This window comes from Micromonospora sp. WMMD735 (assembly GCF_049178995.1).
GTDB lineage: Bacteria > Actinomycetota > Actinomycetes > Mycobacteriales > Micromonosporaceae > Micromonospora > Micromonospora wenchangensis.
Genome location: NZ_JBMHMJ010000002.1, coordinates 75224 through 94406 on the forward strand (window position 1 = coordinate 75224; position 19183 = coordinate 94406).

The 19183-nt window shown below is 73.5% G+C and carries 18 protein-coding genes; 13 read left to right on the forward strand and 5 right to left on the reverse strand.

Features of this window, described 5'->3' with window-relative positions:
* Nucleotides 1-58: 58 nt before the first annotated feature.
* The 3 genes from ACN268_RS00710 to ACN268_RS00720 are packed head-to-tail and all read right to left on the reverse strand — an operon-like array spanning nt 59 to nt 2555.
* On the reverse strand, nt 59-802 hold the full coding sequence (locus ACN268_RS00710) for an amino acid ABC transporter ATP-binding protein (protein WP_421481235.1): 744 nt from the start codon (nt 800-802) through the stop codon (nt 59-61).
* A gap of 2 nt (nt 803-804) precedes the next feature.
* Entirely contained in the window at nt 805-1629 is an 825-nt protein-coding gene (locus ACN268_RS00715) for an amino acid ABC transporter permease (protein ID WP_421486780.1), read from the reverse strand.
* 50 nt (nt 1630-1679) lie between these two features.
* Nucleotides 1680-2555 carry an ABC transporter substrate-binding protein gene (locus ACN268_RS00720; protein ID WP_421481236.1) on the reverse strand — a complete coding sequence of 292 codons (876 nt, stop codon included), beginning with the start codon at nt 2553-2555 and terminating at the stop codon, nt 1680-1682.
* 219 nt (nt 2556-2774) lie between these two features.
* On the opposite strand from ACN268_RS00720, the gene ACN268_RS00725 reads away from it, so the two are divergent.
* The 9 genes from ACN268_RS00725 (at nt 2775) to pheT (ending at nt 11074) form a co-directional block, all read left to right on the forward strand.
* Nucleotides 2775-3056 carry a phosphoribosyl-ATP diphosphatase gene (locus ACN268_RS00725; RefSeq protein ID WP_204927713.1) on the forward strand — a complete coding sequence of 94 codons (282 nt, stop codon included), beginning with the start codon at nt 2775-2777 and terminating at the stop codon, nt 3054-3056.
* Between the two features lie 46 nt (nt 3057-3102).
* Complete coding sequence (hisG, locus tag ACN268_RS00730) at nt 3103-3948, forward strand: ATP phosphoribosyltransferase (protein WP_421481237.1); 846 nt, start codon at nt 3103-3105, stop codon at nt 3946-3948.
* 250 nt (nt 3949-4198) lie between these two features.
* On the forward strand, nt 4199-4669 hold the full coding sequence (locus ACN268_RS00735) for a PH domain-containing protein (protein WP_421481238.1): 471 nt from the start codon (nt 4199-4201) through the stop codon (nt 4667-4669).
* Nucleotides 4670-5035: 366 nt separating this feature from the next.
* Nucleotides 5036-5686: a translation initiation factor IF-3 gene (infC, locus tag ACN268_RS00740; RefSeq protein WP_421481239.1), complete on the forward strand. Its 651-nt coding sequence runs from the start codon at nt 5036-5038 to the stop codon at nt 5684-5686.
* 18 nt (nt 5687-5704) lie between these two features.
* Nucleotides 5705-5899 (forward strand): 50S ribosomal protein L35, encoded by a 195-nt coding sequence (gene rpmI / locus ACN268_RS00745; protein ID WP_088645193.1) that lies wholly within the window; start codon nt 5705-5707, stop codon nt 5897-5899.
* Between the two features lie 32 nt (nt 5900-5931).
* Entirely contained in the window at nt 5932-6324 is a 393-nt protein-coding gene (rplT, locus tag ACN268_RS00750) for a 50S ribosomal protein L20 (RefSeq protein WP_088645192.1), read from the forward strand.
* 31 nt (nt 6325-6355) lie between these two features.
* A complete protein-coding gene (locus ACN268_RS00755; RefSeq protein ID WP_421481240.1) occupies nt 6356-7237 on the forward strand; it encodes a TrmH family RNA methyltransferase in 882 nt (293 codons plus the stop codon).
* Between the two features lie 170 nt (nt 7238-7407).
* Nucleotides 7408-8487, forward strand: coding sequence for a phenylalanine--tRNA ligase subunit alpha (pheS, locus tag ACN268_RS00760; RefSeq protein WP_421481241.1), 1080 nt, complete (start codon nt 7408-7410; stop codon nt 8485-8487).
* A gap of 40 nt (nt 8488-8527) precedes the next feature.
* Nucleotides 8528-11074, forward strand: a complete 2547-nt coding sequence (pheT, locus tag ACN268_RS00765; RefSeq protein WP_421481242.1) for a phenylalanine--tRNA ligase subunit beta — start codon at nt 8528-8530, stop codon at nt 11072-11074.
* A gap of 56 nt (nt 11075-11130) precedes the next feature.
* Here pheT and ACN268_RS00770 read toward each other — a convergent pair whose 3' ends face one another.
* Nucleotides 11131-12009: a Crp/Fnr family transcriptional regulator gene (locus ACN268_RS00770; protein ID WP_421481243.1), complete on the reverse strand. Its 879-nt coding sequence runs from the start codon at nt 12007-12009 to the stop codon at nt 11131-11133.
* A 209-nt stretch (nt 12010-12218) separates the two neighbouring features.
* Here ACN268_RS00770 and ACN268_RS00775 point away from each other — a divergent pair, with 209 nt between their 5' ends.
* The 3 genes from ACN268_RS00775 to ACN268_RS00785 are packed head-to-tail and all read left to right on the forward strand — an operon-like array spanning nt 12219 to nt 16095.
* Nucleotides 12219-12995, forward strand: a complete 777-nt coding sequence (locus ACN268_RS00775; protein WP_421486781.1) for a hypothetical protein — start codon at nt 12219-12221, stop codon at nt 12993-12995.
* 5 nt (nt 12996-13000) lie between these two features.
* Entirely contained in the window at nt 13001-15274 is a 2274-nt protein-coding gene (locus ACN268_RS00780; protein ID WP_421481244.1) for a hypothetical protein, read from the forward strand.
* A complete protein-coding gene (locus tag ACN268_RS00785) occupies nt 15271-16095 on the forward strand; it encodes a hypothetical protein (RefSeq protein WP_421481245.1) in 825 nt (274 codons plus the stop codon). The genes ACN268_RS00780 and ACN268_RS00785 overlap by 4 nt, the downstream gene beginning before the upstream one ends.
* A gap of 49 nt (nt 16096-16144) precedes the next feature.
* On the opposite strand, the gene ACN268_RS00790 is transcribed toward ACN268_RS00785, so the two are convergent.
* Entirely contained in the window at nt 16145-17878 is a 1734-nt protein-coding gene (locus ACN268_RS00790; RefSeq protein ID WP_421481246.1) for a beta-1,3-glucanase family protein, read from the reverse strand.
* Nucleotides 17879-18095: 217 nt separating this feature from the next.
* On the opposite strand from ACN268_RS00790, the gene argC reads away from it, so the two are divergent.
* Complete coding sequence (gene argC, locus ACN268_RS00795; protein ID WP_421481247.1) at nt 18096-19097, forward strand: N-acetyl-gamma-glutamyl-phosphate reductase; 1002 nt, start codon at nt 18096-18098, stop codon at nt 19095-19097.
* Nucleotides 19098-19183 lie beyond the last annotated feature (86 nt).

The window sequence follows — 19183 nt, forward strand, 5'->3', positions numbered from 1 at the left end:
GGCAGGCGTAGACCCCGCACCATCGGCCCACACGGGTCGTTCCGAGGGCACGGCCCCGCTACAGCCGGCCGGCCTCGATGATCCGGCGGAGGAACTGCCGGGTTCGCGGCTGGGTCGGTTCGCCGAACACCTGCGCGGGCGGGCCGGCCTCGACCACCCGGCCGGCGTCGAGGAAGCAGACCTGGTCGGCGACCTCCCGGGCGAACCCCATCTCGTGGGTGGCCAGCACCATCGTCATCCCGTCGGCCTTGAGGTCCCGGATCATCGCCAGCACCTCGCCGACCAGTTCCGGGTCGAGCGCCGAGGTGACCTCGTCCAGCAGCATCAGCCGGGGCGAGTTGGCCAGCGCCCGGACGATCGCCACCCGCTGCTGCTGGCCGCCGGAGAGCCGGTCCGGGTAGGCGTCCGCCCGGTCGGCCAACCCGACCCGGGCGAGCAGTTCCCGGGCCTGCGCCTCGGCCTCGGCCCGGGCCCGCCGGTGCACCCGGCGCGGCGCGAGGGTGACGTTGTCCAGCACGCTCAGGTGCGGAAACAGGTTGTACGACTGGAACACCATGCCGATGCGCCGGCGGACCCGGTCCGGGTCGACCCGGGGGTCGGAGATCTCCTCGCCGTCGAGCGTGATGGTCCCGTCGTCGAGTTCCTCCAGCAGGTTGACGCAGCGCAGCAGCGTCGACTTGCCCGACCCGGACGCCCCGATCAGGGCGACCACCCGGTGCTCGTCGACGGTCAGGTCGAGCCCGTCGAGCACCACCCGGCCACCGAACTCCTTGCGTACCCCCTGGCAGGTCAGCACGGCCATGGTCAGCCTCCGGACTGGCGTCGGGCCGCGCGCAGCGTCACCCAGTCGGTGACCGCGATCAGCGGGATGGCGAGCAGCACGAACAGCACCCCGGCCACGATGTACGGGGTGTAGTTGAAGCTCTGCGCGGTGGCGATCTGCGCCGCCCGGACGGCGTCGATCGGGCCGGCCAGGGAGACCAGGCCGACGTCCTTCTGCAACGCCACCACGTCGTTGAGCAGCGGCGGCGCGACCCGCCGGACGGCCTGCGGCAGCACCACGTGCCGCATGGTCTGCCGGTAGGTCAGCCCCAGCGAGCGGGCCGCCGCGAGCTGGCTGGGGTGGACCGACTCGATGCCGGCCCGGAACACCTCCGCCAGGTAGCCACCGTAGGTGAGCACCAGCGCCAGCCCGCCGAGCACCAGCACCGGGGGCATCCCCTGCAACCGCAGGCCGGGCACGCCGAGGGTGAGCACGTACAGCACGATGATCAGCGGCAGGCCCCGGAAGGTGTACGTGTAGCCGGCGGCGAGCGCGCGGAGCGGGAAGAAGACCGGCCCGCGCAGGGTCCGCAGCAACGCGATCAGCAGGCCGAGCAGCAGCGCCCCGGCAGCGCAGCAGACCAGCAGCCGGACGTTGAGCCACAGCCCGGTGAGCACCTCCGGCAGGGCGTGGCGGGCGATCTGCGGGTCGAGGAACGACAGGCGGACCCGGTCCCAGCCGGGCGCGCCGGTGACCGCGACGACCAGCAGCGTGCCGAGCACCGCCGTGGAGACGGCGGCGACCAGCACGCTGCGGGTCGTCTGCCGACGCCGGTACGCGGCCCGCCGCCGCTGGGCCGCCGACAGGAGGTACGGCCGGTCCACCGCCGGGTCGTCGTTGCCTGCGGACACCCGGCTCACTGGAGTTCGGTCGCCCCCGCCACCTGGGCGAGCCACTTCTGCTCCAGCTGCTTGAGCGTGCCGGCCTCGGCGAGTTCCCCGACGGTCTTGCTGACGCACAGCGTGAGCGGGGAGTCCTTGTCCAGCAGCAGTCCGAACGCCTCCGGCGCACCCACCTGCGGCAGCTGGCCGACGATGGTGGCGTCGGTGACCTCCGAACCGGTGATGTAGAACGCGGTCGGCAGGTCGACCACCAGCCCGTCGATCTGGCCGTTCTGCAGGGCCTTCTTGGCGTCGTCGTTGCTGTTGTAGACCTGCGGCTTGACCGAGGGCTTGATCAGGGCGGTGATCGCCTGGTAGCTGGTGGTGCCGACCTGCGCGCCGAGCTTGGCGTTCTTCAGGTCCGCCACCGACTTCTTCCCGGCGATCTTCGACGACTTGAGCGCGATGACCGTCTGGCGCACCAGGTAGTACGGGGCGGAGAAGTCGACCGCCTGCTTGCGTTCCTCGGTGATGGAGAACTGGTTGATGTCGAAGTCGAAGGTCTTCGGGCCCGGGGCGATGGCGGTGTCGAACTTCACCCGGGTCCAGGTGACGTCCCCCCGGGCGTACCCGAGCCTCTCGGCCACCGCGTACGCGACGGCGGACTCGAAACCCTCGCCGCTGTCCGGCTTGTCGCCCTTGAACCACGGCTCGTACGCGGGCTCGTCGGTGGCGATGGTGAGCTTGCCCGGCGTCCGGGTCTTCAGACTGTCCTTGGCGCAGGACGCTGCGGTGGGGGCGACGTCGGGGGCGGTGGGTGTGGGGTCCTGCGGTGCGCATCCGGCCACGGCGACGAGGAGCGCGGCGGCGGCGGTGGCGGCGGCGCGGGTACGTGAGCTGCTGCTGACCATGGCCGCCAGGATAGAGAAGACCACCGATCCCTCGAAGGGTGTCCCATCAGGTAGATGAGAGATCGATGTGCAAACGTGTCCGGCCCGTTGCCGGTGGCCGGTGACCCGCGCCCCGGCCGGCCGGAGCGCCCGGCGTCTCCGGCCCCGTCCCAGCCTGCGGGAACGGGATGTGGGCGGGGCGACCCGGCCGGACCCGGAGCGCACGGCGTCGGTGGGTGGCTGGAAGAATCCGGTTCCGTGAAGACGTTCGAGGAGTTGTTCGCCGAGCTCCAGGCCAAGGCAGCCGCCGGCACGCCGGGTTCCGGCACGGTCGACGCCCTGGCCAAGGGGGTGCACTTCGTCGGCAAGAAGGTCGTCGAGGAGGCGGCCGAGTCGTGGATGGCCGCCGAGCACGAGGGCCCGGAGCGCACCGCCGAGGAGATCTCCCAGCTGCTGTACCAGGTGCAGGTGCTGATGCTGGCCAGTGGCCTGGAGCTGAAGGACGTCTACCGACATCTGTGAGTGCGCCCGCGTCGTTGATCTGATCCGATCGAAGGAGCACTCCGTCATGCTGCGTGTCGCCGTACCCAACAAGGGGGCCCTGGCCGAGAAGGCCGCCCAGATGCTGCGCGAGGCGGGCTACCGCCAGCGCACCGACCCCAAGGACCTGGTCTGCCCGGACGAGGCCAACGACATCGAGTTCTTCTACCTGCGCCCGAAGGACATCGCCACCTACGTCGGCTCGGGTGACCTCGACGTCGGGATCACCGGCCGGGACCTGCTGATCGACTCCGGCGCGCCCGCCGAGGAGGTGGTCGACCTGGCCTTCGGCCGGGCCACCTTCCGCTTCGCCGCCCGCCCTGAGGACGTCGGCGACGTGCAGGAGCTGGGCGGGCACCGGATCGCCACCGCGTACCCGGGGCTGGTCGAGCGGTACCTCGCCGAGCTGGGCGTCAAGGCCGACGTGATCCGGCTCGACGGCGCGGTGGAGAACGCCATCCGGCTCGGGGTCGCCGACGTCGTCGCCGACGTGGTGGAGACCGGCGCGACGCTGCGCCAGGCCGGACTGGTCGTGTTCGGGGAGCCGCTGCTGCGGTCCTCGGCGGTGCTGGTCCGCCGGGCCGCCGCGCCGGCCCACCCGCAGGCGGAGCAGTTGCTGCGTCGCCTGCACGGGGTGCTGGTGGCCCGCCGGTACGTGATGCTCGCCTACGACGTGCCGGCCGGCCTGCTCGACCGGGCCAGCGGCCTCACCCCGGGCATCGAGTCGCCGACGGTCTCCCCGCTGCACCGGGAGGGCTGGGTCGCCGTGCAGGCGATGGTGCTCCGCGACGACGTCCACCGGATCATGGACGAGCTGTACGAGCTGGGTGCCCGCGCCATCCTGGTCACCAACATCCACGCCTGCCGGCTCTGACCCGACCGCCCGGCGGGCCCTCGTGATCGACGGCTGTGGGGCCGATACAGCGGCATCATCCCGCGCGGATACCGCTGTATCAGCCCCATTGCCCCAGCCGCCCCACCCCGGCCCGCCCCGCCCCACCCCAGCCCGGCCCGGCCCGGCCAGTTCGGCCTGACCGGTCCGACCGGGCCCGCTCGAACCGGGCGGGGCTGGTGGGGGTGGGTGGCGACGCGACGCCGTCCGGGTCGGGTGGCAGACTGGAGCGGTGAGCGACACCGAGTTGATCCGTCTCAGGCCGCGTCGTATCCGGGTCGTCTGCTGGGCCTCGGCGATCGCCCTGCTGGTGGTCTTCAGCCTGGTGGCCACCTCGTTGACCGGGGCGACCGGCGAGGGCTACGGCACCTTCCAGCGTGGCGACCAGGTCGCCATGGTCGGCCTCGGGGTGCTCGGCGCGCTCGGCATCCTGCTGTTCACCAGGCCCCGGGTCGAGGCGGACGCCCGGGGGGTCCGGGTGCGCAACATCCTCGGCTCGTACGAGCTGCCCTGGGAGGTCGTCCGGGGGGTGCGCTTCGACCGGGGCGCGCCGTGGGCCAGCCTGGAGCTGCACGACGACGACCTGCTGCCGATGGTGGCGCTCCAGGCCGCCGACAAGGAGAGCGCGGTCGACGGGGTCCGCGCGTTGCGCCGGCTGCACCAGGCCCACCTGGCCGGCCTCGGCGGCACCCCGGCCCGCTGAGCGTCCCGGCCCCCGCTACCGGGGTTCTCGTAGCGTGCTGACCTGCGGGCCCGGTTTGGGGGATGGCTGCGCCGGGGTGTAGTGTTACCACGTCGACCAGACTGCCCCCGCCTGTGGCGTGTGGGTGGTCCCGAAGCGGAGCGCCTGCTCCCACCCGAGTCGCCCCCGAGGTGGCCGGGTCCGGTCACCGGTTCCGGGTCCGTCCCGGCGCCGGATGCGCGATCCTGTGATCGTGCCGACCGGTCGAGCAGGCCCTGGCATGCGCCGGGGCCTTCTGCTTTCCGGGTCGCCCCCACCCGGGGGCCGCGCGGGGTCGGCCACGCAGCAGACTTGACTCGAGGAGGCCACATCAGCGTCGAACCACGCGTGAACGAGCAGATCCGGGCACGTGAGGTCCGACTGGTCGGCCCTGAGGGTGAGCAGGTGGGCATCGTCCCGCTGGAGCGCGCCCTGCAGCTGGCCGCGGACGTCGACCTGGACCTGGTCGAGGTTGCGCCGATGGCGCGCCCGCCGGTGTGCAAGCTCATGGACTTCGGCAAGTTCAAGTACGAGAGCGCACTCAAGGCGCGCGAAGCGCGGCGTAACCAGCAGCAGACCGTCATCAAGGAGATGAAGCTCCGGCCGAAGATCGACCCGCACGACTACGAGACCAAGAAGGGTCACGTGGTGCGGTTCCTCAAGGCCGGCGACAAGGTCAAGGTGACGATCATGTTCCGCGGTCGGGAGCAGAGCCGTCCGGAGCTGGGTTACCGGCTCCTGCGCCGGCTCGAGTCCGAGATCACGGACCTGGGATACGTCGAGGCCGCTCCGAAGCAGGACGGCCGTAACATGATCATGGTTCTCGCTCCGCACCGGGCCGTCAAGGCATCCGCGGTCGCCGCCACGGCGTCCCGTGGTGGCCCCCGGGACCGGGCCGCGGAGGAATCGGCCGCCCCGGCAGGTGGCGAGCCCCCGGTGGCCGGCGAGACCGCAGCAGCCGGCGAGACCGGCCCGACCGCTGACATCAGCGGCCAGTAACAGGGAGAGACGTTCCACATGCCGAAGATGAAGAGCCACACGGGTATGGGCAAGCGGGTCAAGGTGACCGGCAAGGGCAAGATCGTCGCCCAGCAGGCCGGCCTTCGCCACAACCTGGAGAAGAAGCCGTCCACCCAGACCCGGCGGCTGACCGGCACGGTCGAGCTGGCCAAGTCCGACGTCAAGCGCATCAAGAAGCTGCTCGGCCGCTGACGCGCGCCACCTTTACCTAACAAGGAGTTGAGATGGCACGCGTCAAGCGGGCTGTGAACGCCCAGAAGAAGCGTCGTACCCTGCTGGAGACCGCGAGCGGTTACCGCGGTCAGCGCTCCCGGCTGTACCGCAAGGCCAAGGAGCAGGTGCTGCACTCGATGCAGTACGCCTACCGGGACCGTCGCGACCGCAAGGGCGACTTCCGGCAGCTCTGGATCCAGCGCATCAACGCTGGCGCCCGGGCCAACGGCATGACCTACAACCGGCTGATCCAGGGCCTGCGCCTGGCCGGCATCGAGGTCGACCGCAAGATCCTGGCCGACCTGGCCGTCCACGACGCCGCGGCGTTCGCCGCGATCGTCGAGCTGGCCCGCGCCGCCGTGGCGGCCGAGGGCACCGGTGGCGCCGCGGCCCAGGCCGCCTGACCCACCCCGGCAGCAGATCGAGGCGTCTCCCATGCAGTCACCACCGCGCGGGAGACGCCTCGACGCCGTCACCGGCCCGTTCACCCCGCGTACGCCCCGGGTGGTCGCCGCCCGCCGGCTGCACCGCCGCCGCGACCGTGACGCCACCGGCCGGTTCCTGGCCGAGGGGCCGCAGGCCGTCCGCGAGGCCCTCGACCGCACCGGCACGGTGGTGGAGCTGTTCGGCACCCCGGCCGCGCTCGACCGGTACGCCGACCTCGCGGCCGCTGCCGCCCGCGCCGACCTGCCCGTCTCCGAGGTCACCGACGAGGCCCTGGCCGCGCTCACCGAAACCGTCACGCCGCAGGGCGTGGTCGCCGTCTGCCGGCACCTCGACGTGCCACTGGACGCCGCCCTGGCGCGCGGTCCCCGCCTGGTCGCGGTGCTCGCCGGCATCCGTGACCCGGGCAACGCCGGCACCGTGCTGCGCACCGCCGACGCGGCCGGCGCGGGTGCGGTGGTCTTCGCCGGCGACACCGTCGACCCCTACAACGGCAAGTGCGTGCGGGCCTCCGCCGGCAGCCTGTTCCACGTCGACGTGGTCCGTGCCGCCGACCCGCAGGCCGTGGTCGACGCGCTGCGCGCCGCCGGGCTCACCGTCCTCGCCACCACCGGGTACGGCGACAGCGACCTCGACGACCTCGCCGACCGGGGCCGGCTCGCCGCCCCCACCGCCTGGCTGTTCGGCGCCGAGGCGCACGGCCTGCCCGGGGAGCTGACCGCCGCCGCCGACGCCCGGGTCCGGGTGCCGCTGCACGGGCGGGCCGAGAGCCTGAACCTGGCTGCGGCCGCCGCCGTCTGCCTGTACGCTTCAGCCCGAGCACTGCGCCGACCCCGGTCGGGCGCACACCCAGCAGGGGAGCCGGTCACGTGAGGAACGCGCCACGGCGTTCGTTTAGCCAGCCCGCCGGTGTCGGCGGGCGGTGGTCCTGACCTACCTCCGCACGTAACTCCCACCGGCGGGCTGCGGCACCGCCGCGCGTCCGTAGACTCGCCTAGCCGCCCGGAAGGGCCGGCGCCGCCGTGAGGGAGTGCCCGTACGCCATGAGTTACCGCAACGATCCGTACGACCCGAAGCAGGTCGCCCTGCTCGACCCGGCCGCCCTGGCCGGGGCCGTGGCCGACGCCGAGAAGGCGTTCGCCGCCGCCACCGACCCCGACGCGCTGACCGCGCTGCGCCCCGCGCACCTCGGCGACCGGTCCCCGGTGTCGCTGGCCCGCCGGGAGATCGGCGCGCTGCCGCCGGCCGCGAAGGCCGACGCCGGCAAGCGGGTCAACGAGGCCCGCCGGGCGGTCGAGTCCGCGTACGCGGCCCGCGCCGAGGTGCTCGACCGGGAGCAGGCCGCCCGGGTGCTGGTCGAGGAGCGGGTCGACGTGACCCTGCCGTACGACCGGCGGCCCCGGGGGGCGCGGCACCCGCTGTCGACCCTGATGGAGCAGATCAGCGACCTGTTCGTCGGGATGGGCTACGAGGTGGCCGAGGGTCCCGAGGTCGAGCTGGAGTGGACCAACTTCGACGCGTTGAACATCCCCGCCGACCATCCGGCGCGCGGGCTGATGGACACCTTCCACATCGCACCCCCGCCCGGCGCGGACACCTCCGGCCTGGTGCTGCGCACCCACACCTCGCCGGTGCAGGCGCGGACCATGCTCACCCGCAAGCCCCCCATCTACGTGGTGGTGCCCGGCCGGGTCTACCGCACCGACGAGCTGGACGCCACCCACGCGCCCGTCTTCCACCAGGTCGAGGGCCTGGTGGTCGACCGGGGCATCACGATGGCGCACCTGCGCGGCACCCTCGACCACTTCGCCCGCGCCATGTTCGGCGAGGGGGCGAAGACCCGCTGGCGTCCGCACTACTTCCCGTTCACCGAGCCGTCGGGGGAGTTCGACGTCTGGTTCCCCGAGCACCGCGACGGCCCGCGCTGGGTCGAGTGGGGCGGCTGCGGCATGGTCAACCCGAGGGTGCTGCGGGCCTGCGGCATCGACCCCGAGGTCTACTCCGGGTTCGCGTTCGGCATGGGCATCGACCGGACGGTGATGTTCCGGCACGGGGTCAGCGACATGCGGGACATGGCCGAGGGCGACGTGCGGTTCACCCGCGCGTTCGGGGCCGGGGCGTAGGGCGATGCGGGTACGAGTCACGGAGACGGTGGTCTGAGTCATGCGAGTTTCTGTCAGTTGGCTGCGGGAGTACGTCGACCTCCCCGTCGACCTGCCCACCGAGGACCTGGAACAGGCCCTGGTGGACCTCGGCATCGAGGTGGAGTCCGTGGTGGACCTGCGCCGCACGGTCACCGGTCCGTTGGTCGTCGGTGAGGTCCGCGAGATCGAGGAGCTGACCGGGTTCAAGAAGCCGATCCGGCACTGCCTGGTCGACGTGGGCACCGCCAACGGCACCGGCGAACTCCAGCAGATCGTCTGCGGGGCGCGGAACTTCGCCCCCGGCGACCGGGTCGTGGTGATCCTGCCCGGCGGGGTGCTGCCCGGCGACTTCACCATCGGCGCGCGCAAGACGTACGGCCGGATGTCGGCCGGCATGATCTGCTCGGCGATGGAGCTGGGCCTGGGTGACGACCACTCCGGCATCATCGTGCTGCCGCCGGACACCCCGGCCCGGCCCGGCGACGACGCCCGCCCCGTGGTGGGCCTCGACGACGTCGTGGTCGAGCTGGAGATCACCCCCGACCGGGGGTACGCGCTGAGCGTGCGCGGCATCGCCCGGGAGCTGGCGTACGCCCTCGGGGTGGCCTTCCGCGACCCGGGCCGGGTGCCCGCGCCGGCCGGCACGGCGCAGCCGGCGTACCCGGTGCAGGTGCGCGACACCGTCGGCTGCGACCGGTTCACCGCTCGGATGGTCAGGGGGGTGGATCCGACGGCGGCCACGCCCGGCTGGATGCGGCAGCGGCTGACCGTGGCCGGCGTCCGCAGCATCTCCCTGGCGGTCGACGTCACCAACTACGTGATGCTCGAACTGGGCCAGCCGATGCACGCCTTCGACGCCGACCGGCTCACCGGCCCGCTGGTGGTGCGCCGGGCCGAGGCGGGCGAGAAGGTGACCACCCTGGACGGCGTGGTCCGCTCGCTCACCGCCGAGGACATGGTGATCTGCGACGACACCGGCCCGATCTCGCTGGCCGCGGTGATGGGCGGCGAGACCAGCGAGGTGGTCGGCGGCACCACGAACGTGCTGCTGGAGGCCGCCCACTGGGACCCGGTGATGGTCGGCCGCACGGCCCGCCGGCACAAGCTGTTCAGCGAGGCGGCCAAGCGGTGGGAGCGGGGCGTCGACCCGGCCCTGCCGCTGGTGGCCCTCCAGCGTGCCGTCGAGCTGCTCACCGCGCACGGCGGGGGTGGGGCCGGCGCGGAGATCCTCGACCTGGACCACGTCCGGCCGATGCGGCAGGTCGTCCTCCCGGTCGACCTGCCGTCGCGCCGGGTCGGCGTGGACTACTCCCCGCAGCGGGTGGTCGACCTGCTGGAGCAGGTGGGCTGCACGGTGATCCGGGGTGCCGACCGGCTGGCCGAGGACGTGGGCACGGTCGCGACGACGGCCGGCGGCGGCGACGTGCTCACCGTCACCCCGCCGACCTGGCGGCCCGACCTCACCGACCCGGCCGACCTGGTCGAGGAGGTGGTCCGCCTCGACGGGTACGACCGGGTGCCGTCGGTGCTGCCCACCGCGCCCCCCGGCCGGGGGTTGACCTGGCAGCAGCGTCGCCGTCGGGCGGTGGCCCGTTCGCTCGCCGAGCGCGGGTACGTCGAGGTGCTGGCCCTGCCGTTCGTCGCCCCGGAGCTGGCCGACCAGCTCGGGTTGCCCGCCGACGACCCGCGCCGGCCGGCCGTACGACTGGCCAACCCGCTGTCCGAGGAGGAGCCGCTGCTGCGCACGACCCTGCTCGGCCCGTTGCTCGGCATCCTCAAGCGCAACCTGGGCCGGGGGCACCGTGACCTGGCGCTCTACGAGATCGGGGCGGTGTTCCACCCGCGTCCCGGGGTGGGCGCGCCGCCGGCCATGGGGGTGGACCGCCGTCCCACCGACGCCGAGTTCGCCGCCGCCGACGCGGTGGTGCCCGCCCAGCCCCGGCACGTCGCGGTGGTGCTCACCGGGGACGTGGAGCCGACCGGCTGGTGGGGGCCGGGCCGCGCCGCCGGCTGGGCCGACGCGGTGGAGGCCGGCCGGGCCGTGCTGGCCGCCGCCGACCTGCCGGCCGAGCGGGTCGAGGTGCGGGCCGCCGAGCGGGCGCCCTGGCATCCCGGCCGCTGCGCCGCGCTGCTGGTCGACGGGGAGGTGGTCGGTCACGCCGGTGAGCTGCACCCGGCGGTGCTGGCCGCGTTGGAACTGCCCCGCCGGACCAGCGCCATGGAACTGGACCTGGACGCCCTGCCGGCGGCCCCGGTGGTGTCCGCGCCGACGGTGTCCGGGTTCCCCCCGGCGCTGATCGACGTGGCGTTGGTGCTGGACGACACGGTGCCGGCCGCCGACGTCCGGGCCGCGCTGGTCGAGGGGGCGGGCGAACTGCTGGAGCACGTCCGGCTCTTCGACGTGTACGCGTCGGAGTCGCTCGGCGCGGGTCGCCGGTCGCTGGCGTACAAGCTCACCTTCCGGGCGCCGGACCGGACGCTGACCGTGGAGGAGGCGGTGGCCGCGCGGGACGCCGCCGTGGCCGTCGCCGCCCAGCGGTTCGGGGCGACCCTGCGCGGTGCCTGAGGTGTGACAGCCGACGACGGCCCCGACCCGGTCACCGGGTCGGGGCCGTCGCGGGTTCACGCGTCGTCGGTGATCTCCCCGCAGGTGCGCAGGGCCGCCAGGTCGCGGACGGTGATCCGCCGGTAGTCGGTCTCCACCAGCCCGTCGGCGCGCAGTTCCCGCAGCGCCTTCTGGATGGAGGTCTCGGCCGCACCGCAGATGGTGGCGAGTTCCGGTTGGGTCAACCGGACGTCGATGACGACCGCGTCGCGGTCCTGTCTGCCGTGCGAGCGGCACAGCTCGGCCACCACCCGGGCCACCCGGATCTTCACCGGGTACGACGAGAAGTCGATCCGACGACGGTTGGACCAGCGCAGCCGGTCGGAGACCATGGCGGCCAGTTCGAGGGCGGCGTCGGGATGGTCGCGCAGGAAGGTCTTGAACTGTGCCGGCTGGATGACGCTGTACCGGGTGGGGCCGCAGGTGGTCACCGTCGCCGACCGGGGGTGGTCGTTGAGCGCCGACATCTCACCCACCAGGTCACCGCCGACCCGCAACGCCAGCAGGGCGGTCCGCCCGTCGGGCAGGGACGCGGTGACCTTCGTCAGGCCGTCCTCCAACAGCACCAGGTGCGCCTCGTGGTGGCCCTCGTGGATGAGGATCTGCCCGGCGGGGACCTGCCGGCGGACGCCGGTGGCCAGCAACGCGTCCCGTACCGGGCGGTCGAGTCGTTGCAGGAAGGTCCCGTACGGCCAGTCGCCGTCGGTGGGGACATGGGGTTGCCGCATCAGCACCGGCATCCTCCTCAGCAGACGAGAGGTGCCGAAGCGTATCCGGGCCGACACGGCTCGCACCGTCCCGCTGCGGACCGCGAGGGCCTCGGCGAGCACCAGGGCCAGGATCGCGGGCGGGGAGAGCCCGAGCGCCAGGAGCAGTTCGGTCAGGTTCGTCCACATGTTCCCAGCACAACCGACCCGGCCTAGCACGACACCTGTCCACGATGGGATGACCGGATGCCGACAGTCCCGACGATGCCGTACTTCTAGGGGGTCTGCGCCCGGCGGGGCGGCTTCCATGGGCACGGTGGTGCCCGCTCACCGAGCGGGCTGACGACGAAGGGTGTGCCATGCGACATCCCGAACGGCGTCTGCTGATCTCTGTGGACATGGAACGATACAGCCGGCGCAGCAATCTTCAGCAGTACGAGGCACAGCAGAACTTCCACTCGCTCCTGCACGCGGCGGCGACCGACGTGGGCCTGGACCGGGTCACCTGGACCACGCAGCAGGCCGGCGACGGCGAGCTGGCGATCCTGCCCCGCGACGTGCCGGAGTCCCGGGTCATCGGCCGGTTCGTGCCGGAGCTGAACCGGCGGCTGCGCGCGTTCAACAGCAGCCGGACGCCCGCAGCGCAGATCCGGCTGCGGGTGGCCGTGCACCAGGGCCTGGTGCACCTGGACGGCGCGAACGGCTTCCCCGGCCACGCCGTCGTGCACGTCTGCCGGCTCTGCGACGCCAAGCCGGTGCGCCAGGCGCTGGCCGCGTTCCCCGACGCGGGCGTCGCGCTGGTGGTCTCGACGCAGATGTACCGCGAGGTGGTCTGCGAGTACCCGGAGGAGATGCGGCCGGAACGGTTCCGCCGGATCGAGGTCGAGCACCCGGAGAAGGAGTTCCGGGAGCCGGCCTGGCTCTACGTGGTCGACGAGGACATGTCGTCGTGGCCGCCGCAGGATCCGTCGTCCCCCACCGGGGGACCGCCGCCGGCCGGGCCGGACACCGGAACGGGCGCGGCCCGGCCGGACACCGGAGCCGGCGCGGCCGGGCCCGGCATCCGCACCGGCGACATCCGGGTACGCGGACAGAACGCGATCGGCCCGAACGCCACGGCCATCGGGTCGGTCGGACGCGATGCCGTGTTCGGCGGCGAGGGCGGCGGCCGGTGACCGGGGTGTCGGATTCGTGGGAACCGCCGGACCTGGACGGCCTCGGCCAGCCGCGCCCGATCGACACCGCGGCGGACCTTCCCCGCGACGAGGAACGGCGGTCGGACGAGAACGTGGCCGAGTGGTCTGCGGCGACGGACGCGTCCCCGGTGGGGCCGCACCCTGAGGACGAGCCGGTGGACGAGCCGGAGGAGGCACCGGACCCGGCGGCCGTCCTGGCCCGCCTCACCGCGCTGCTCGGTGTCCCGGCGGGCATCGGGGTCGGTGACGTACGGGTCCGGGGTCAGAACGCGACAGGCCCGGGGGCGACGGCGATCGGCACCGTGAACATCACCACGGCGACCGTGGGGGCCGGTGGCCGGACCTGGTCGGAGACGCTCAGCGGCACCTGGGTCCGTCAGCTGGCCGACGGCTACGCCCCCGCGCCGAGCGACCAGCGGCTCGACCGGCAGCTCAAGCTCCGTCACCTGGTCTGCCTGACCGGTGCCGACGGTACGGGCCGGCACACCGCCGCCTGTCTGGCCTCGGCCCGCCGTTACGGCTACGACCGGGTGGGCGTGCTCGACGCGGAGCACCTGTCGGACCTGCTGGGCGCCGACGCGCCGGTGCGACCCGGCCACGGCTACACGCTGGCGCTCGGCGAGGAGGCGGTCCGGGACCTGGACGGCATGACCCTGGTGGGCCTGTCGGCGAGGCTGGAAGCCACCGGAAGCAGCCTGGTGCTGGTCGGTGACTTCGAGCGCCGGGAACAGGAGTTCGCCGGGCACCTGGTGCCCCACCGGCCGGCGGCCCCGGTGGAGGTGTTCCGGGCCCAACTCCGCCGGTTGTTGCGGGGGCAGTGCGTCGGCTGGTGCGTCGACGGCTGCACCGGAGACTGCGTCGACGTGTACGTCGAGGAGGAGTGCGTCCCGCATCCGCTGCTCGCGGCCCACCTGGCCGGCGGCCCGCGCGCCGCTGAGGTCGTCCGGCTGGCGGAACTGATCGCCCAGGCCCCGCCGCGCGGCGGCGACCTGACCGAGCGGCTGGAACGGCTGCTCCCCCGGCAGTTGCGGGAACGGGCCAGGCGGGTGCTCGCCGTCGAGGACGACGGCGTCGAGGGGGCGTCCCGGTGGGACGTCGACCAGCGGCGGGCGTTCCGGTTGTCGTGCGCGGTCCTGGCCGGGCAGTCCGTGGTCGAGGTCCAGGCGGCGGCCGGACGGCTGCTCGCCGCGCCGGTGCCGGGCGACGACGGTGCGACGTCCCCGGCACCCGTGGGGTTCCTGGGCGGGGTGGTGGACCTGCTGCTCGGTCCGGTACTGCGGCAGGCCGTCGTCCTGGTCGACGACGACCGGCTCCACGGCGGGCGGCGGATCGAGTTCTCGCCCGGCAACGACCAGCTGCGGACCAGCCTGCTGGAGGTCGCCTGGTCGGACTGGTGGCTGCCGGAGCATCTGCTCGGGTGGCTCGCCACCCTGGTGCGGACGGGCAATCCGGGTGTCCGGGAGGCTGCCGCCGGAGCGGTCGGCTGGTCGGCCCGGCACGGGGTGCGGGTCGCGTTGGAGACGGTGGACCGGCTGGCCCGGGAGCGCCGGGCCGGCGTCCGGCAGGCCGCCGCCATCGCGTTGGTCGCCATGGCCATGCAGCCGGAGCTGCGGCAACGGGTACGCACGGAGTTGGACCGGTGGGCGTCGAGCGGACCGGCCCACCTGCGGGACACGGTGGCCCGCGCCTACGCGTTGGGGCTGGCCCGGCTCTGGCCGGACACCGCCCTGCTGCATCTGCGGCAGATCGCCCAGGCGCGGATGCAACGGTGGCACCACTCGGTGGTGCGCGGCCTGGTGGAGGTGCACACCGCCGGTCACCAGGCGACCGTGCTGCCGGCCCTCGCCCAGTGGACCCGTGCCGAGGACCCGGAGGTGTGGCTGCACGCCGGGCGGGCGTTGCGCCAGCTCGCCGACCGGTGGGCGCCCGCGCCCCGGGAGCACTGGCCGGAACTGCTCGATCTGGCCCGAATCGGGACCGTGTCGATGACCGACCTGGCCGACTGCTGGGCCAATGCCCTCAGCCTGCCCACGACCGCCTACCGCTCGTGGCGCACGCTCGGCTTCTGGCTGAACCGGGCCGACGGCCACCCCGAAGTCGCCGCCTACTGCCTGGAGCTGCTCGGCCTGGTGGTGGCGGGTCGGGCGCCGCTGCGGCACCGGCTGGACCACCAGCTGCGCCACGTCTGGGGACCCCTGATGCCCGACAACACCCTGCTCGCCGCCGTACGCCGACTCACCGACGAGGACCACGGATGAACGTGTACTCCAGCACCACCGCCGGCACCCAGGTGCCGGCGCCGCAGCGCCGCCACTGGTGGCAGGGTCTGTTCGGCACGCCGGTGCCTGCCGTGCCGACGCCGCCACCACTGCCGGCACCGGCACCTGTCACGGTGTCGTTCCGGCAGGACGCCCCGCACCCGTTGCTGGTGCCGGCGAAGGGGGACGCCTTCGACTTCCGGGTGTACCCCGTGTATGTCTGGACCGGCCGGCGGATGACGTTCGAGGAGCTGAAGTACCGCGCCGAGCGGTACCTCGACTGGGCCGGCGGGATCGTCCGGGAGCGGATCGTCGACGTGTCGCGGGAGTTCGAGCCGCATCGCTCACATGAGCTGGAGCGGGTGCTCAACGACCGGCTCGCCGGGCAGCGGTGGCCGGCGAACGAGTCGTTGCCGCAGTTCACCGCCCATGTCCGGGTCAGCCCTGACGAGCGGGTACGCGACCGGCTGCGGCCGTACTGGGAGGAACGGATCAGGCTGGAGTGCGAGCACGAGTTGCAGAAGATCCGGGCCCGGCACGTCGATGACCTGACCCGTCGGTGGTGCGCGGTGCTCCAGGCGTTGGAGGCCGATCCGGTGACGATGCACGCGGCACGGCTGACCGGCGAGCAGTTCGCCGAGGTGTTCCGCCGTTACGTCGACGAGCGCCGGGCGACGGTGCCGGAACTGGTGACCCTGCTCCGGGAGGCGGTCCGGGGCCACCACGATCTCAACCTGGGCCCGTCGGAGTACACCGAGGCATGGGACGTCGCGTTGCGCACGTACGAGCGCGAACACGGGCTCGTTCAGCGGACCGGCTGAGCGCGGGCGTCCTCCGGAGGCGGCCCGGCCTCCGGAGGACGCCGCACGGTCAGCCGGTGAAGGGCAGTACGACGCGGGAGGCGTCGCCGACGCCGAGGGCGGTCGGGGTGCCGCCGATGGCGTTCCAGACCTGCACGGTCACCGTCCCGCCGCGCAGGTTGCCGAGGGTGCCGGTGGCCGAGCGCAGCCCCTGGGTCTGCCGGTAGCGCTCGACGCCGGGCACCGGGTCGGTGGCGAAGTAGGCGTACGTCTCGACCCGGTCGGCGGTGCCGTCGCCGGTGAGGTCGTACGACACCCGGGCCTGGACGCCGTCGCCGACGGCGGTGCCGGCGTCGACGGCCAGGTCGAAGGTGGTGGCTGCGCCGGTCCAGGTGCCGGTGAGCCCACGGGCGGTGAAGACCCGGGCGTTGGTGGGGGTGCCGTCGTGGTTGCCGTTCGCCGCCGCCAGGGTGACCGTGCCGGTGGGGCCGGTGGTGCCGGCCAGGGTGCCGTCGGCCTGGAGGTGGCGGGTCGCGTTCCACGGCTGGCCGGGGGACGGGGTTGGGCTGGCGGTTGGGGTCGGGCCGGTGGTGGGCGTCGGGGTGGTCGTGCCGGTGAACGGGGTGAGGGTGAGGCCGGCGGCGCGCGGGTCGCCGTCGTGCACGAGGGACTCCTGGGCGAGCACGTCGTCGAAGGCGAAGCCGTACGCCCGGCCGTCGACCATGTGCTGGTGGATGATCCGGGAGTAGTGGTTGGTCAGCGTGCCCCGGTAGAAGTCGGCCGGGCCGCCGCCGGGCTGTGTGGTGATGGTGTCGAGGGTGGCGCGGTGCAGGGCGGCGCAGAGCGTCCGGGCGATCGGCCCGACCACCTGGTCGTTGGGGGCGGCGAGGGCTCCGTCGCAGTCCCACACGTCGGAACTGGTGGGCCTGGTGAAGGTGGCGACCTGTCGGCCGGCCGGGTCGGTGAACGTCATCGTGGTGCCGGCGGTACGCCCGAGGTAGCGCACGTCGGGCCGGTCGGTGAACGGGGTCACGGTCAGCGTCCGGGTGGTGTAGGAGCGCCAGGCCGCGTCGATATACGGGTCGAGGTAGCCGGAGGCGAACCGGCCGGCGTCGACGGCCTTGCCGGGGGAGAGCACCCGCAGCACCGTGCCGTCGGACCGGGTCTGCACGGTGTCCGCCCAGCCGGGCTGTGCGCGGACGGCGTCGATGACGGCCTGCCGGCCGCCGTTGACGAGTTGGCCGGCCCGCCGGGTGGTGCCGCTCGCGCCGGTGACGCTGACCGCGTGCGGGACGGCGAACATGTCGACCTGGGTGCTGTTGAGCCAGAGCCCGGCGTCGTTGTAGGTGAACTCGGACCAGTCGAACAGGATGTCGCGGTTGGGGTCGCCGGCGGCCCAGGGGGCCGGCTGGACCAGGCCGTCCGGGGTCAGTGAGAAGCGCAGCTTCTGGCCGAAGGAGAAGTAGACCCGGCCGGAGAGGCCACGGGGAACCCGTAGCGTGACGGAGCCGCCGTTGGCGGGTCCGGCGATCGCGACGTCGGGGGCGGGGGTGGGTGGCTGGCCGCCGGCCGGCCAGGGGGTGAAGACGCCCCCGGCGGTCACGTAGCCGAGCCGGCCGGAGGCGAGGTCGACGCCGAGGAGGTAGAGGTGGACGGCCTCCGCCCGGCCGGTGCTGTTGGTGACCGTCAGCGGGAGCGGGGACGGTCCGACGGCGCGGGTGGGCGCGGTGGTGAGGCCGAGGGTGGTGGCGCCGGCGATCGCGATCGCGGCGAGGGCGGTGGCCCAGCTTCTCGGGGTACGCAAGGACGGCTCCTTCGGCCGGGCCGCAAGCGGCAGGCGGGTGGTTTGTGGCTGATGGGCGGCTAGAGAGCGCTCTCTCAGCATGGCCAATACCGTCACGACTGTCAATGCAAGGGAGTGGTCCAGGTCACTTCTTCATGTCCATGCAGTAGGCTGTATTAACTTGCACAGAGGGGCGGTGGGTCGCTAGCCTTCTCTGCATAGTCATGCGGAGGTTGGAATGGGTATCCGAGTTGCGGTCGCCGGGGCGAGCGGCTACGCCGGGGGCGAGCTGCTGCGCCTGATCGCCGGTCATCCCGAGTTCGACCTGGTCGCCGCCACCGCGCACCGCCAGGCCGGTGCGCCGGTCACCGCCGTACACCCGCAGCTCGTGGGGTTGGACCTGGCGTTCGCGGCGACCGACGCGGTGACGCTGGCCGACGCGGACCTGGTCTTCCTGGCCCTGCCGCACGGCGAGTCGGCGGCGCTCGCCGCCGAACTGCCCGAGTCGGTGCGGGTGGTCGACCTCGGTGCCGACCACCGGCTGCGCGACGCCGACGCCTGGTCCCGCTACTACGGCGGCCCGCACGCCGGGGCGTGGACGTACGGCCTGCCGGAGCTGCCCGGCCAGCGGGCGGCGATCGCCGGGTCGACCCGGGTCGCCAACACCGGCTGTTACGCCGTCGCCATCACCCTGGCCCTCGCGCCACTGATCGCCGCCGGTGCGGTCGCGCCGGCCGACGTGGTCGTGGTGGCCGCCTCCGGCACCTCCGGGGCCGGTCGGGCCGCCAAGGCGCACCTGCTCGGCAGCGAGGTGATGGGGGACCTGTCGCCCTACAAGGTGGGTGCCCACCAGCACGTGCCGGAGATCAAGCAGGCCACCGGCGCGACCGGGCTGTCGCTGACCCCGGTGCTGGCCCCGATGCCGCGCGGCATCCTCGCCACCGTCACCGCCGTGCCCACCGGCGACGCCGAACCGCGTGCGGTGCTGGCCGCCGCGTACGCCGACGCGCCGTTCGTGCACCTGCTGCCCGAGGGGGCGTGGCCGCACACCGCCGCGACCGCCGGGGCGAACTCGTGCCACCTCCAGGCCACCGTCGACGTCGACTCCGGCCGGGTGATCGTGGTCAGCGCCATCGACAACCTCGGCAAGGGCGCCGCCGGCCAGGCGGTGCAGAACGCCAACCTGATGCTCGGCCTCCCCGAAACCACCGGCCTGCCCACTTTTGGAGTTGCCCCGTGAGCGCGAGGAGCGCAGCGCAGCGGAGCCCCGCAGTCGCGAACAGGTCAACATCCGTGAGCGCGAGGAGCGCAGCGCAGCGGAGCCCC

Excerpts from the sequence above, each read along its gene's own strand:
- ACN268_RS00710 (WP_421481235.1), bottom strand. The coding sequence starts at position 802 with ATGGCCGTGCTGACCTGCCAGGGGGTACGCAAGGAGTTCGGTGGCCGG.
- ACN268_RS00720 (WP_421481236.1), bottom strand. The coding sequence starts at position 2,555 with ATGGTCAGCAGCAGCTCACGTACCCGCGCCGCCGCCACCGCCGCCGCC.
- hisG (WP_421481237.1), top strand. The coding sequence starts at position 3,103 with ATGCTGCGTGTCGCCGTACCCAACAAGGGGGCCCTGGCCGAGAAGGCC.
- rpmI (WP_088645193.1), top strand. The coding sequence starts at position 5,705 with ATGCCGAAGATGAAGAGCCACACGGGTATGGGCAAGCGGGTCAAGGTG.
- rplT (WP_088645192.1), top strand. The coding sequence starts at position 5,932 with ATGGCACGCGTCAAGCGGGCTGTGAACGCCCAGAAGAAGCGTCGTACC.
- ACN268_RS00755 (WP_421481240.1), top strand. The coding sequence starts at position 6,356 with ATGCAGTCACCACCGCGCGGGAGACGCCTCGACGCCGTCACCGGCCCG.
- pheS (WP_421481241.1), top strand. The coding sequence starts at position 7,408 with ATGAGTTACCGCAACGATCCGTACGACCCGAAGCAGGTCGCCCTGCTC.
- pheT (WP_421481242.1), top strand. The coding sequence starts at position 8,528 with ATGCGAGTTTCTGTCAGTTGGCTGCGGGAGTACGTCGACCTCCCCGTC.
- ACN268_RS00770 (WP_421481243.1), bottom strand. The coding sequence starts at position 12,009 with ATGTGGACGAACCTGACCGAACTGCTCCTGGCGCTCGGGCTCTCCCCG.
- ACN268_RS00775 (WP_421486781.1), top strand. The coding sequence starts at position 12,219 with ATGGAACGATACAGCCGGCGCAGCAATCTTCAGCAGTACGAGGCACAG.
- ACN268_RS00785 (WP_421481245.1), top strand. The coding sequence starts at position 15,271 with ATGAACGTGTACTCCAGCACCACCGCCGGCACCCAGGTGCCGGCGCCG.
- argC (WP_421481247.1), top strand. The coding sequence starts at position 18,096 with ATGGGTATCCGAGTTGCGGTCGCCGGGGCGAGCGGCTACGCCGGGGGC.